The organism is Acinetobacter sp. 148 (assembly GCF_031196675.1).
Taxonomy (GTDB): Bacteria; Pseudomonadota; Gammaproteobacteria; order Pseudomonadales; family Moraxellaceae; genus Acinetobacter; species Acinetobacter baumannii.
This window is the reverse complement of sequence record NZ_JAVIMT010000030.1, coordinates 1-13,475: the sequence shown is the minus strand read 5'-3', so window position 1 is coordinate 13,475 and position 13,475 is coordinate 1. Positions and strand designations below refer to the sequence as shown.

General features: G+C 38.8%; 13 protein-coding genes and 1 pseudogene. 7 read left to right on the top strand and 7 right to left on the bottom strand.

The genetic code is table 11. The features are described from left to right. Positions 1-32 precede the first annotated feature (32 nt). The 3 genes from RFX69_RS05765 to RFX69_RS05755 all read right to left on the bottom strand — a co-directional run bounded on the left by RFX69_RS05765 (position 33) and on the right by RFX69_RS05755 (position 2,638). Positions 33-578 (bottom strand): glutathione peroxidase, encoded by a 546-nt coding sequence (locus tag RFX69_RS05765; protein WP_000194676.1) that lies wholly within the window; start codon positions 576-578, stop codon positions 33-35. 122 nt (positions 579-700) lie between these two features. Then, the gene (locus RFX69_RS05760) at positions 701-1,465 is read right to left on the bottom strand and encodes an AraC family transcriptional regulator (protein WP_000786954.1); all 765 of its coding nucleotides are present in this window, start codon (positions 1,463-1,465) and stop codon (positions 701-703) included. Between the two features lie 21 nt (positions 1,466-1,486). After that, the gene (locus tag RFX69_RS05755) at positions 1,487-2,638 is read right to left on the bottom strand and encodes an MFS transporter (RefSeq protein ID WP_289332417.1); all 1,152 of its coding nucleotides are present in this window, start codon (positions 2,636-2,638) and stop codon (positions 1,487-1,489) included. Between the two features lie 199 nt (positions 2,639-2,837). Here RFX69_RS05755 and RFX69_RS05750 point away from each other — a divergent pair, with 199 nt between their 5' ends. After that, positions 2,838-3,488 carry a TetR/AcrR family transcriptional regulator gene (locus tag RFX69_RS05750; protein ID WP_109850634.1) on the top strand — a complete coding sequence of 217 codons (651 nt, stop codon included), beginning with the start codon at positions 2,838-2,840 and terminating at the stop codon, positions 3,486-3,488. Between the two features lie 105 nt (positions 3,489-3,593). Further along, entirely contained in the window at positions 3,594-4,514 is a 921-nt protein-coding gene (locus RFX69_RS05745; protein WP_289332416.1) for a DMT family transporter, read from the top strand. 391 nt (positions 4,515-4,905) lie between these two features. On the opposite strand, the gene RFX69_RS05740 is transcribed toward RFX69_RS05745, so the two are convergent. Genes RFX69_RS05740 through RFX69_RS05730 form a run of 3 tightly spaced genes read right to left on the bottom strand, consistent with a single transcriptional unit; the run spans position 4,906 to position 7,831 of the window. After that, entirely contained in the window at positions 4,906-5,475 is a 570-nt protein-coding gene (locus RFX69_RS05740) for an L-threonylcarbamoyladenylate synthase (RefSeq protein ID WP_000633612.1), read from the bottom strand. Between the two features lie 50 nt (positions 5,476-5,525). Further along, complete coding sequence (gene dprA / locus RFX69_RS05735) at positions 5,526-6,656, bottom strand: DNA-processing protein DprA (protein ID WP_043960458.1); 1,131 nt, start codon at positions 6,654-6,656, stop codon at positions 5,526-5,528. A gap of 20 nt (positions 6,657-6,676) precedes the next feature. Next, positions 6,677-7,831 (bottom strand): LysM peptidoglycan-binding domain-containing protein, encoded by a 1,155-nt coding sequence (locus tag RFX69_RS05730; protein ID WP_289332415.1) that lies wholly within the window; start codon positions 7,829-7,831, stop codon positions 6,677-6,679. Positions 7,832-7,953: 122 nt separating this feature from the next. Between RFX69_RS05730 and def the strand changes: the two genes are divergently transcribed. The 4 genes from def to RFX69_RS05710 all read left to right on the top strand — a co-directional run bounded on the left by def (position 7,954) and on the right by RFX69_RS05710 (position 11,396). Further along, on the top strand, positions 7,954-8,484 hold the full coding sequence (gene def, locus RFX69_RS05725; protein WP_001196539.1) for a peptide deformylase: 531 nt from the start codon (positions 7,954-7,956) through the stop codon (positions 8,482-8,484). A 36-nt stretch (positions 8,485-8,520) separates the two neighbouring features. Beyond that, positions 8,521-8,949 carry a DUF2946 family protein gene (locus RFX69_RS05720; protein ID WP_000231981.1) on the top strand — a complete coding sequence of 143 codons (429 nt, stop codon included), beginning with the start codon at positions 8,521-8,523 and terminating at the stop codon, positions 8,947-8,949. 72 nt (positions 8,950-9,021) lie between these two features. Next, entirely contained in the window at positions 9,022-11,136 is a 2,115-nt protein-coding gene (locus RFX69_RS05715) for a TonB-dependent copper receptor (protein ID WP_272407002.1), read from the top strand. Between the two features lie 53 nt (positions 11,137-11,189). Continuing rightward, entirely contained in the window at positions 11,190-11,396 is a 207-nt protein-coding gene (locus RFX69_RS05710) for a hypothetical protein (RefSeq protein ID WP_000182542.1), read from the top strand. 69 nt (positions 11,397-11,465) lie between these two features. Here RFX69_RS05710 and RFX69_RS05705 read toward each other — a convergent pair whose 3' ends face one another. Further along, complete coding sequence (locus RFX69_RS05705; protein ID WP_001177956.1) at positions 11,466-12,680, bottom strand: oxygenase MpaB family protein; 1,215 nt, start codon at positions 12,678-12,680, stop codon at positions 11,466-11,468. Between the two features lie 87 nt (positions 12,681-12,767). Between RFX69_RS05705 and RFX69_RS05700 the strand changes: the two are divergent. After that, positions 12,768-13,338: pseudogene (locus RFX69_RS05700) on the top strand (TetR/AcrR family transcriptional regulator). The last annotated feature ends 137 nt before the right edge of the window (positions 13,339-13,475 follow it).

Below are 13,475 nucleotides of genomic sequence, written 5' to 3'. Positions count from 1 at the left end.
AAGTGTCAACACACCCTAATTTGATGCAAAAATTATTTAGCTAATTCCGCTTCAACTGCTTTTACAATTTGTTCATCGTCTGCTGTTAAGTTAGGTGCAAAACGCGCAACAACTTCACCGTTTTTATTTACTAGGAATTTCTCGAAGTTCCATAACACTTCAGGGGCAGGGTTAGTAGGAATACCTAAACCTTCTAAGCGCTCACGGAAAGGACCTTCTCCAATGCGTTCTGGTTGAGCTGTTGTTAGCGCTTGATAAAGTGGATGTTTATCTTCGCCAGCTACAGAGATTTTAGAGAAAAGTGGGAAATGAACATCGTAGTTTAATGAGCAGAACTGTTGAATTTCTTCATCCGAACCAGGCTCTTGTTCTTTAAAGTTGTTTGCAGGGAAGCCTAAGATTTCAAGACCTTGATCTTTCTTTGCTTGATACAGCTTTTCTAAACCTTCGTATTGTGGAGTTAAACCACATTTAGACGCTGTGTTTACGATTAATAAAACTTTCCCTTTATATTGGTCAAGGTCAACCGTTTCGCCTGAAATAGCCTTTACTGGAATATGATATACAGATTGAGTCATGAGTCTTTCCTGAAGATTGTAATTGATATCAAGTAGCGCATTTGTTTTAACTGCTATTCTTGAGTAGTGCAATAATATTCGTGTTCAAAAAATAAAAAGATATACAAAAGCAGTTTTACTATCTAATTATTTCTGATTTGAACAGGTGTTTGGCCTGTATATCTTTTAAAAAATTCGATAAAACTTGAGCTGTGTTGATATCCTAAATCGTATGCTAGGCGTTTAATCGGTGTTCCTTGACGGATCTGATGAATGGCGTAAACAATTTTGGCTCGATTGCGCCATTCGGATAGTGAAAGTTGTAGTTCTTGTTGGCTTAAGCGTAATAGATGACGATCACTGACAGAAAAGTTCTGAAGTAACTGCTGTAAAGAGAGATTAAAAAGTAATGGATCTGAAAGCTTTTCTAAAATTGGCAGTAAAACAGGATGTCGTGTTTGTGGTAAATAATGAGAATAGGCGGGTGCTTGTTGTAATTGATCGAATAAAACCTGTAAAAGATGTTCTAAATATTCAGGCTTTTCCGTTTGTTTTTGTTGTTCCAATATTTGTAAAACTAAGGTTCGAAAGAAGGGCTGAATACTAAAGCATCGGCAGATATCTCCTAAAATAGAGCAAAGTCGAGGGTGTAAACGAATGCAGATATAATGAATTTCATGATCGATATGGGTAGATTGATGAACCGTTTGAGGGGGAATCCAAAGCCCATAGCTTGGAGGAGACAAGTATATTTGCTCTTCTACCTGTATTTCTAAAATACCATTTAAACTAAAATTAAAATCTCCCCATAGGGAAGCATGAGGACGAACAATATCTTCTTTTTCGTATAGAAATTCATGAACTTCTATACTCTCTAATAAAGAAAATTGTTGGTCCTCATTTTTCATGGGTCTACTCTAAGTAATATTCTAATTTTCACATGTTGCTTTGGGATTGTTTAAACCTTTGGCTAAGGTAAATGTACTAATTAAAGCTAAGGCAACGAAGCTTAATACCCCATAAATTAGAGTATTTTCATTGAAATGATCAACTACATAACCACCTAATAATGATCCTGTAGCAATCATGACTTGGAACATACCAACAAAAAGCGGCATACCTTTTTCTACAGCATGAGGTGCGTGTACAAACATCCAAATATTGGCAGAGGTAGGGAATGCGCCAAATGCGAAGCCCCATAATGCTGTAAGGACAATGGCACCAAACTCATGGATAGCAAAGATTGGGAAGCCAAAGAATACAATGGCAAAACAAGTTCCAACGAAAGCTAAGGTATACCGAACATTTAAATTACCACTGTACCCTGCAAATGCATTGCCAAAAATACCGGCTATTCCATAAAGCAATAATAATGAGCTAATAGTTGTGCCATTAAACCCGGCTACATTTTTAAAGAAAGGGGCTAAATAACTATATGCACAGAAGTGAGCAAGTCCAATTAATAAAACAATAAGCATGCCGCTACGTGCTTTAGGTGTGCGTAATAATGCAGGTAAATCACGAATATGTATTGCTGACTCTGGTAAAAGTTTTGGTAAAAAAATAAGCTGAAGCACTAATACAACAAGACCGATAGCAGCTGTAATTCCAAAGGCACTGCGCCACCCATAAAACTCACTTAACCATGTTCCAATCGGTACACCTAATACAGTGGCGAAAGTTACACCAGCCATTACTACAGCAGTTGCTTTGGCAATAGGTAAATTTGCAGGTGCGAGCTTACCGCTTAAGGCAATTGCTGTTGCCCAGAATCCACCAATTGAAATCCCTAAAATCAAACGGCTCAACAATAGAACATGAAAGTTTTCTGCAAAAGCCGTAATGGTATTGGCAATCACCATAATAGCAGTCAGTAAAATAAGCACATAACGGCGGTCAAGTTGCTTTACTGAAACGGGTAATAGAGGGGCTGCAATCGCTGCCATAATGCCGGGTACTGTAATAATAAGACCTGCTGTACCTACAGAAATGTGTAAATCGGCTGCAACGCTATTTAAGACACCAACAGGTAAAAATTCACTCGTTACCAAGGCAAAGGCTGCGATGGCAACAGCCAAAATAGCAAACTAGCTCCCTTGTGTGGAAGTCATGGGTCGTGCTTTAGAGGTAGTAGATTGGTCCATAAAAAAATCCTTACTTTGCTAAATTCGAAGTGAAGAAAGGCAAATTTATAATTAACTAACGATCATTATGAAAATAAAATAGTTGATAAAAAATTGAACGTCAATTAATTTAATAACGATTGTTATAAAAATAGATGTGATCTTTATGACAAATAGGCATGAAACAGATCTTGTTAATGAGGACACGTTAAAAAAGAAGCGTGGACGCCCTAAATGCTTTGATGAGCAGCAAGTGTTAGAGAAAGCTATGTTACTTTTTTGGGAACATGGCTATGAAGCCACCTCTATTAGTGACTTAACACATGCTTTAGAAATTACAGCGCCTAGCCTATATAGTGCTTTTGGCGATAAGGCAGGTTTGTTTTACAAAAGTATTGACTATTATCTCGCTCATGAAGCATGTCCTATTGAAACGATATTTTTAGAAGCAAAAACTGCAAAAATTGCTTTTGAGTTATATCTTTATGACAATGTAAAACGATTGGTTCAACCCAATAAGCCAGCTGGCTGTATGTTGGTAGTTGCTGCTATGAACTGTTCTGATGCCACACAAGAGGTACAGCAAAATCTTTTAGATAAGCGAATAAAGACTAAAGAAAAATTATTAAAACGTCTCGAACAAGGTGTAGAGCAGGGCGATTTGCCTACTAATGCCCCTCTACAAGAAATCACTGATTTTTATGCGACTGTTATTCAGGGGCTTACCATTCAGGCTAGAGATGGTGCAAATACCGAACAATTACATAAAGTGGTAGAACATGCCATGAAAGCTTGGACATTATTTTAAAAAATAAATGATGTCTTAAGTTCAATATCAATGTCGGAAATACGATATTTCAATTTATTAAGACATTCTTCAAAATAAAGTCTCTTTTGTAGTTGGTGTATTACTATGAGTCAGGTCATGAAATATCACAAATGGGCATTTATTTTTCCCATTCTGGCAGTACTGATTTGGTCTTTAAATATTGTAGTCACCCGCTATGTCTCGGACTATATTTCTGCGGTAAGTATTAGCTTTTATCGGTGGTTAATCGCTTTCATTATTTTGACTCCATTTATGTTTTTGTCTGTTTGGAGACAAAGACGACTAGTAATACCCTATTTACCTAAGCTTGCTGTGTTAAGTGCATTTGGGATGGTGCTTTATCAAGGCTTGGCTTATACGGCTGCCCATTATACTAGTGCAACCAATATGGGGATTGTGAATGCATTTATTCCCATCTTTACGATCTTTGTTTCGCTTGCCATTTTAAAAGATGTGCCTAATCGCTTTGCAGTTTTTGGCAGTATTTTGTCTTTTGCTGGTCTGCTATACGTTATGTCCCAAGGAAATATTAATAAGCTTTTAAGTGGTGGCGGGCACCTTGGCGATGCATTGATGATTATTGCCGTATTCTTCTATGCATTTTATGGAGTTTTCTTAAAGAAATGGCAGCTCTCACTTCCAATTATGACAAGCTTATACGTTCAGATTGGGTTTTCCGTGCTGTTCCATCTTCCTTTAATTTTCTGGTTTGGTCTGGATGCCTTAAATGCACAAAATGCGCCAAGTGCAATTTATGCCGGTGTATTTGCTTCACTCATTGCGCCGCTAGTTTGGATGTTAGCCGTACAACAACTTGGGCCAAATAGAACCAGTATCTTTATGAATCTTGTGCCAGTGTTCACCGCCATTATTGCAAGTATCTGGTTATCTGAACAATGGACCATATATCACACCTTCGGCGGAATTATGATTCTGGTGGGCATTATCATGGCACAAAAGAAGGTTAATTCTAAAAAATCAGATCTTTTGCCAGAGCAAAATTAAGAATCATAAAAAAACCATGGCATATTTTTAAAAAAAGTGATGAAAATATGCCAGTTTTTTATCAATCTAAGCTTTTCTATATGATTTATAAATATATTTATGAAAAGATTGTGTAACATAAATATTAAAAAAGGCCAATAAAAATATTAATATAATTTTAATTCAACTGCTAAAAACGCCAAATTCCCTACACTTTTCATGCTTTTTTTAGAGAAATAATATATTTCTCACATTAAGTCTCTTGCCACATAATAGCGACCACTACGAAAGATGCTCTTTTAAGCAATTTTTCTTTCGTTCAAGAGATATCCAAACCCTCTGGATGTGGTATATACCCATCCTTTTTTATGCTCAGTTATCCCTATATAACTGAGCTTTTTTTTGTCTGGAATTAAGGGCGTATCACTTCACCAGTTAAGGCGTTAATGATGCGGCTTGGCTGTTGGCTTTGGCCTAAATCACCATTGAGATAGTTTAATTGTGAACCAAAGTATTGGCAGGCATCTTGTAAAGAATGTGCAGGTTCTTGTCCACTAGGGTTGGCGCTCGTCGATACAATAAAACCATGAAAAGCATTGCATAAAGCGACACATAAAGGATGTGTCGTTACACGTACTGCAACAAGAGGATGCTCGCCTTTAATCCATGAGGGAATGTGTTGATCAGCAGGTAATAGCCAAGTTGTGGCTCTTTCTGAGGGTTGATGGTTTGTCCAGCAATCAATAATTTCTTGCTGAGTAGTTTGCGGTAAGGAAGTTAGTAGATGTTCTACTTGACTAATATGGCCAGCCAATAAAATGACGCCCTTTTCAATAGGGCGCTGTTTCAATTCAAGAATTTTTTGAAAAGCTTGTTCATTAAATGGATCACAGCCTAGTCCCCAGACTGCCTCAGTTGGATATGCCAAAACTTGACCTTGTTGTAAACATTCGGCTGCTTCGGTCACTGAGGTCGTAATCATGGTAATACTTTCCTTTCAATCAAACAGAATCGCTATTGTGCGCTCTAATACTAAGAACGACAACGTAAATACAGCCCTGATTGTTGCATACATAAACCGAGTAGTTCTAGTTCCATTAGTGAAGAGGTCAGTTCAGAAACTGGAATATTATGGTGAACTACAAGCTGGTCAATATTTTGTCCCACCCAGTCTAAAGACTGATAAAGGTCAATCAAATGCTCAGGAATTTCTGGAGTATTCGTATTAGCTTCTTCCGTTTGATTTTGTTGCTGACTTTGCCATTGGGTTGGTAAAGCAAGATCCTCAATAATCTGTTCAGGATGGTCGATTAAAATTGCACCTTCACGGATAAGTTGATGGCATCCTTGATGAAACTCGCTATAAATATGACCCGGAATCGCGAATACGGTTTTACCTTGTTCAGCAGCTTTATTGGCCGTGATGAGTGAGCCGCTTTTTAATGTCGCTTCTACCACCAAAACGCCTAAACTCAAACCGCTGACAATTCGGTTTCTCCGTGGAAAATGTTGTTGTAATGGTGGTGTACCCGGTAAAAACTCAGTAATAATGGCGCCGTTTTTAGCCAAAATATGTTCTGCAAGTTTTTTATTTTGAGCTGGATAAGTAGTGTCTAAGCCCGTACCCGTCACTGCAATGGTACGTTGATGAGTAGATGCACCTTGATGAGCGGCTTCATCAATGCCATAAGCCAGACCGCTACTAATGAAAAAGCCCTTTTCACTTAAGTAATAGGCAAAATCATAAGCGACCTGTCGTCCATGTGGGCTTGGCTTTCGGCTACCGACAATCGCAATTTGAGGTTGCAATAAAGCTTGCGCTTGACCTTTCCCAAAAATAATAGGTGGGTGATCTGTATAAGGAAGTAATTGAGTGGGATAGCCAGAGTCATCCGGCGTTAAAATAAAATCCGTATGCTGACGAACTTGTTGTACAAGTTGTTCAAACTGCGCTTGACCTTGGGGCGTTTGAAATTCGTTTACACGCTTTAAGTGATTAGCATGTAGCCCCAGAGAGGACCACTTTGCTAAACCATCAGGTTGAGTGGCTTTTTCACAATTTCCAAAATAATCAATAATTTTTTTAAAGCTGACTAAAGAGTGCTGCACCAAATACCACACTTTAAGTGTGTGGTAGTGGTGTGAAGAAAGTTGAGTGAGCATTGTAAAAGGTACATCCAGCATTAATCATTAAATTGAGGTGGCTGAATGCTTGAACCAACCTTAATTGGTAAATCGCTCTCTAAAACATAAGCATAACTTAGCTGATCAAAAGTTCTAAAAACCATTAGACTGCCAATTTGTTGGCCAGGAAGTTGAATTACTTCTTTGGTTTTAGGGTCGCGAATTGATTCACCTTGTTGAGTAATATCAAAAACTTGGCCTACTTGAACGCCCTGGGTTGTACCGCAGTCCAAAGTCACTACACTATTTTTTGCAGCTCTACCAATTGAACCCATGACACGAATAATCTTGCCACCATCCGTCACTTGCTTCGCATCTACTGGGTAAAATAATGTTGGCAAAGTAGCTTGCTCTTCAGGCATAACACGATCGCCACGACGTACTTCAGCGTTATAACTATCTGTTAGTTCTAATGTAGTAATATCTTTTTCAGAAGATACCGCAACACCTGAAGCAACCTGTAGTAGCTCAATCCCTAAACTATGCTTTTTACCTTTATTGTCTGTGAAATAGTAAGGTTCACCTTCTCGGTAAACGGCATAACGCTGCCCATTAATTAAGCCTTGTCCTCGTGCGTAAATGGTCTGGCCTTTTCCTGCAAGTACCCGTTGATCGGCTGTACCAACAATATAAGGTGTGTTGGTAATTGAGTCGGCTGGTAAAATAGTACTGTTCTCTAACCACTGTTTAATATGTTCAAGTGGAATAACCGGAACGCTATTATTTAATGCTTCGACGTGAACTTGTGGTTGCAGGTTTGTGGTTTGACCTGTATAGCGACGGATAATACCGACACAGCCGTCACCCTCATCTTTACCGACTAAAGGACGCCCATCTAGGCTACATAATAGTAATCGGTCACCCGGATAGATCCAGTGCGGATTTTTAACATGTTGGTTGCTCGCCCAGATTTCAGGCCAACGCCATGGTTTATTTAGAATATGTCCTGAAATATCCCATAAAGTATCCCCACGTTTTACAACATATACATTGGGTGCATTACTTTTTAGTGAGGGTGGATTATGGTTCGGACTGGTTGCATGAGCCTCTGCTATCGTACCGATTGCGACACCTGTACAGAGCGCCAAAGCAAGTAAATGCTTCTTTATCCCCAAGGCATGAAAATTAACCATGCCGTCAAAAACCTTTTTCATTATGATAATTCCTAAAAATTATGTGTGCAGTTGCGTTATAATGGGCGGCTTACACACAATTTTTCGATGAAGTATTTCCTTCATTTGGTTTTTCAATCAATGGCATAAGTGAGGACGACAGTATGGCCTTATTACCTATTTTAAGTTTTCCTGATCCCCGTCTTCGTACCATTGCTAAGCCCGTTGAAGAAGTTACTGATGAAATTCGTCAACTTGCAGCAGATATGTTTGAAACCATGTATGCGGCACCAGGTATCGGTTTAGCAGCTTCTCAGGTCGATCGTCATATTCAGCTTATCGTCATGGATTTGTCTGAATCTAAAGATGAACCTATGGTTTTCATTAACCCCAAAGTAACTCCGCTGACTGAAGAGACGCAGCCGTACGAAGAAGGCTGTCTATCAGTGCCACAAATATACGACAAAGTTGATCGCCCGTCACGCGTGAAAATTGAGGCAATTAACCTTGAAGGTCAAGCATTTGAGATAGAAGCTGACGGACTTCTCGCTGTTTGTATCCAACATGAAATGGATCACTTAAATGGCAAATTGTTTGTGGATTATTTGTCACCACTTAAGCGTCAGCGTGCGCGTGAAAAAGTCGAAAAAATTGTTCGCCAACGCGAACGTGAAAAAGTTGCGGTAAAACGTTAATATTTTTCAAACACCAATATAGTGTGGATGTGATTTTTGGTTTTTCGTAGTGGTTTGCTGCTTGCCTGTGCAGCAGTATTTTTACAGATTGCGGTATTTCTACAGCCGCTATTACCGAAGCAATATCAAATTGCTCCGGTCTGTGAAACTATTACCCGTGCTTTGCTTAAACCAAAAGCACAGACGGAAGCCATGTCACATGCCATGCACCATTCACATCACCAGCATCATATCGAACAGGCGCAAGTACCTGACCATCATGATCACCATGATGCAAACCATCAGTGTCAATATTGTACCGTTTATGCCAATTTGGTTTTACCACCTGAATTTGGCGTAAAAGAGGTGCTTGTTCGTATACAAGTTCGCTTAGTCGCGTATCAACAAGCTTTCCGGCATGTTTACTTTGCGCTACAGCGACTTTTCCTACTCCCGCAAGGACGTGCGCCGCCTCTATTTGCATAAATAAAAGCAATTTTTGTTGGGGTCTTAACTGACTTCGATATCACTTTATTTATGTTTTAGAGCGTATAAAAAATGCCACATTCTAAATTTTTACTACAACCTTTATGGGTTGCGATGCTTGCTGTCTCTCATTCGGGTCTAGTGTTTGCCGAATCAGAAAAAAATGATGCCGATACCAAAGCGCTTCACTCATTAGCACCTATTGTTGTTACAGCACAGCAAGGCAACGATGCAAATGGTCTGATCGTACATGCAGACCCAAAGCAACCGATTCAGCCAGTACCTGCTACAGATGGCGCAGACTATCTGCAAAGTATTATGGGTTTTAATTCAATTCAAAGCGGTGGAACAAATGGTGATGTGACATTCCGGGGTATGTTTGGTTCACGTATTAAAATTCTAACGGATGGCACAGAGAACTTGGGTGCCTGCCCAAACCGAATGGATGCTCCAACTTCTTATATTTCACCAGAAAGTTATGACCGGATTTCTGTGATTAAGGGACCACAAACGGTTCAATATGCCAATACTGGTTCAGCTGCAACAGTTCTATTTGAACGTCAGCCTGAAAAGCTTATCTCTGAAAAACCCTATCGCGGTCAAGCGAGTGTCTTGCTAGGTTCATATGGGCGTATTGACCATAATATTGAAGCGGCTGTTGGCGATGAGAAAAAATATATCCGTTTAAATGCCAACCGTTCAGAATCGAATAGTTATCAAGATGGTGATGGCAATACCGTGCCATCAGCATGGAAAAAGTGGAATGCTGATGTAGCGCTTGGCTTTACTCCAGATGAAAACACGTGGGTCGAAATCACGGGTGGAAAATCTGATGGTGAATCGCTTTATGCTGGACGTTCAATGGATGGTTCTCAGTTTGCGCGTGAAAGTTTAGGGCTTCGTTTTGAAAAGAAAAATATCACTGATGTGATCAAGAAAATTGAAGGGCAGGTGAACTATAGCTATAACGACCATATTATGGATAACTTTAGCTTGCGTACACCACCATTAGTTGAAATGAATCATGGTGGTATGACCATGCTGATGCCAAATGCAATGGCCATGCAAGTGACACGCCGTACATTAAACTCACGTTTGGCAATGACTTCTGAATGGAACAAATGGAGTTTGATCACAGGCGTTGACTCTCAATTTAATAAACATGGTGGCAGCATGTCATCGCCAACAATGCCTTCTATGAATGTTCCATATCGTCAAGATATGCGTTTTCAATCATACGGCGCTTTTGGTGAACTTGGTTATCAATGGAGCGGTCAAAATAAGCTGGTTACAGGTGCACGTTTAGATCGAGTCACAGTTGAAGATGAACGTGCTGATTCTCAAGCAAAAGGCTTTAACACGAAGCTTGAAAAGACTTTGCCAAGCGCATTTGTTCGCTGGGAAAATCAACATCCTGAGCATGACCTAAAAAGTTATATTGGTTTAGGTTATGTAGAGCGTATGCCTGATTATTGGGAACTTTTCTCGCCTAAACATGGTAATGCGGGTTCAACCAATACTTTTAACGGTGTGAATCCTGAGAAAACACTACAGTTGGACCTGGGTTTTCAGCAACAACATGGTGCTTTAAACACATGGGCTTCTGCCTATGCAGGTTTAGTAGATGACTACATATTAATGAGTTACCACCATCACCCAAGTATGGGAATGGATGGACATGATATGAGCCATGATATTACTGCGGGAGCCAAAAATGTCGATGCAACCATCGCTGGTGCAGAAGCGGGTATTGGGTACCAATTCACTGACCGTATTCAGGCAGATTTGAGTGCGATGTATGCGTGGGGCAAAAACACCACAGATGACAAACCTCTACCTCAAATTTCACCTTTAGAAGGTCGTTTAAATATTCGCTATGTGGCTGACAAATATAACTTAGGTCTGTTATGGCGAGCTGTTGCTGAGCAAAACCGTGTGAGTCTACATCAAGGTAATATCGTGGGATATGACCTAAAACCAAGTAAAGGTTTTTCAACACTTTCTTTAAACGGAAGTTATAACCTTCGTAAAGATATTGATGTCTCTGTTGGCATTGATAACGTATTAGATAAGACCTATACCGAACACTTAAATAAAGCGGGTAGTGCAGGCTTTGGATTTGCGAGCGAAGAGCAGTTTAACAATATCGGAAGAAATTACTGGGTTCGTATGAGTATGAAGTTTTAATAAGCTTTAGCGAATTAAAGAACTGAAATTATTAATTTAATGAGAGAAATGAAATGACTAATAAATTATCGCCTGAACAGTCTTGGTGGGGATGGAAGTTACTTATTGTGGCTTCTATCTTGAGTGTATTGTTTATGATTATTTTTTACTTGGCCATCAACAATGAGCCTGACTACATGCCAAGTCAAAAAAAGAAGCAGATGATGGAGTCACATGAGCAAATGAATCACGCTGAAATGCATAGTTCATCAGCTCAATAAGGTTCTTAATAGTTGAAAATGGAAGTCTGGATAACGGGCTTCCATTTTTTGCTTTTTTAGATTCCAGAATTATTGATGCATACTTGCTAAGGTTTTTGCCTTACCTTGATTCTGATACAGCGTTAAGCCAAGTTTTTGTATATTACGGCCTGATTTAGATAAAAACTTTTCAACTTTTGGTGAAAGCTTTGCGCCATTATAAAGTAGTAAATTACGCACAATTAAATAATAAGCAAACCATGAGGCAGATTGCTGAGGCAATCCGAGTAGTTTCATTCTTTTCTTACCAATAAAAAATTGGGTAAGTTCCAAATGTTGTCGATAAGCAAGTTTCTGCTGTAAAGAGCGTAAATGCAGATATTTTCTCTCAAAAGGTTCTTTCGACAAGCTCAATCCTAATTCAATACTGCTGTGATCGGAGCGAGGATGAGCAAACTGCATCCAGTAAAGTAACCTCCAACCCTCAGGTTCAGACTGAATAAGCCATTTTTCATCAATACCCATTAACCAACCAACATAACGCCAGAAATGTAAAAAACTCTTTGCCTCTTGTTTTGTTGGCCATATACCTAAAGCTCTAATACCGAGTAAAACGACACTGCTAAAAGCCAAATTAGTCATTGCTAAATCAAATTGATTAAGAGGAATTCCCCAAACCTCACTATCCCAACGGTCAGACTTTTTTAATTGCCGGCGAACGAGTGCATGAATAAAGCGAACATAAATCGTTGACGTAAAACCTGCACTCAAACGAGAAAGCCCTTGAGGTTCAGTAATATCCACCCACCATTTTGTGGTTTCTGCTAAACGTGTTCCCGCTTCTTTTTTTAATGCACCCGTTAAAATTAGGGGTTGATTAAATCCCGGATATAAATATCCCGCCATTAAGGATAAATCTCTAAGAATAAAACCATTATTTATTCCTAAACGATGGGTAAATTTAACAGCCTCATCGATTTGGCGCTGATCTAACCATTCAGGCTTTTGTTCAATGTAATTAAAGAAATTCTCTAACTCAGTAGGTATAGGCTCAGAGAGTTCATCACGGCCTTGAAATAATATCTTCTCAAAAATTATTCGGTGATCTTTGGGATTTTGCATAATCCAATCAATCACCTTGTCCATTTCAATATCCCCTTCATAAAGGGCATGTTGTAAAGACACATATTCCGTATAGCTTGGTTGTACTGGTTTTTCACAACAGATATTTAAAAACTGAGTAAAGAAATTACTGTCTTGCATGTCATTAAAAGAAGCAAGTCGAGTCGGGCTAATCATTTGCATATCGTTACTTACTTATTGAACTGAATAATAAATAGGCTAATATGAATAATTATTCGCATTCAATTCGCATTTAACGAATAAAAAACGATGAGAAAAGCCCCACAGCAACAGCGTTCAAAAATTATTGTTGATCATATTTTAGAGGCGACACAGCAGTGTATCGCCCAGTATGGATTACTACATACGACGACACCTAAAATTGCAGAGAAATCTGGAGTAAGTGTTGGCTCGATTTATCAATACTTTGAGAATAAAGTTCAAATCATAGAAGAACTATTGCGCCGTAAAAGCGAATTGTTGGGGCAACAACTTAAAGAATTAGTTATACAGCAAGGAAACATTCCTTTAGAGCTGCTCATTCCCTTAGCAATAGAGTTGGGATTTAATGCATTAAAAGCCGATCATGGATTTTTTATAGAAGTGTTGAAACATTGGCATGACTATAGTCATTCGCAAGCTGCTCAGATTTTAGAAAAGCATTTTTTTGAAGTAGGGTTATATACATTCAGTAGAAATCCTCATCAATGGGACTTCGAACAGGTGAAGCATAAGTCCTTTGTAATTATTAATAGTACGCTTTTTACGATGATGCGTTATGTAAGCCAAAACAATTTTCTTATCTCAGAACAACAACTTAAGCGAGAATTATCAAGCATGATACTGGCTTATTTAAGTCAAAAATAAAAAATTAAAATAATTATTGATATAAAACAGAAGCTTAACATTGGTGTTGATTTAAAAATAAACGCTCGAGTCATTAAATTTTAATTTTCGCTTGCAAAGGGAATGAGATGG

Bases quoted from the DNA above. Each gene is read 5' to 3' on its own strand.
- RFX69_RS05765 (WP_000194676.1), bottom strand. From the start codon at position 578: ATGACTCAATCTGTATATCATATTCCAGTAAAGGCTATTTCAGGCGAA.
- RFX69_RS05760 (WP_000786954.1), bottom strand. From the start codon at position 1,465: ATGAAAAATGAGGACCAACAATTTTCTTTATTAGAGAGTATAGAAGTT.
- RFX69_RS05745 (WP_289332416.1), top strand. From the start codon at position 3,594: ATGAGTCAGGTCATGAAATATCACAAATGGGCATTTATTTTTCCCATT.
- RFX69_RS05740 (WP_000633612.1), bottom strand. From the start codon at position 5,475: ATGATTACGACCTCAGTGACCGAAGCAGCCGAATGTTTACAACAAGGT.
- dprA (WP_043960458.1), bottom strand. From the start codon at position 6,656: ATGCTCACTCAACTTTCTTCACACCACTACCACACACTTAAAGTGTGG.
- RFX69_RS05730 (WP_289332415.1), bottom strand. From the start codon at position 7,831: ATGAAAAAGGTTTTTGACGGCATGGTTAATTTTCATGCCTTGGGGATA.
- def (WP_001196539.1), top strand. From the start codon at position 7,954: ATGGCCTTATTACCTATTTTAAGTTTTCCTGATCCCCGTCTTCGTACC.
- RFX69_RS05715 (WP_272407002.1), top strand. From the start codon at position 9,022: ATGCCACATTCTAAATTTTTACTACAACCTTTATGGGTTGCGATGCTT.
- RFX69_RS05710 (WP_000182542.1), top strand. From the start codon at position 11,190: ATGACTAATAAATTATCGCCTGAACAGTCTTGGTGGGGATGGAAGTTA.
- RFX69_RS05705 (WP_001177956.1), bottom strand. From the start codon at position 12,680: ATGCAAATGATTAGCCCGACTCGACTTGCTTCTTTTAATGACATGCAA.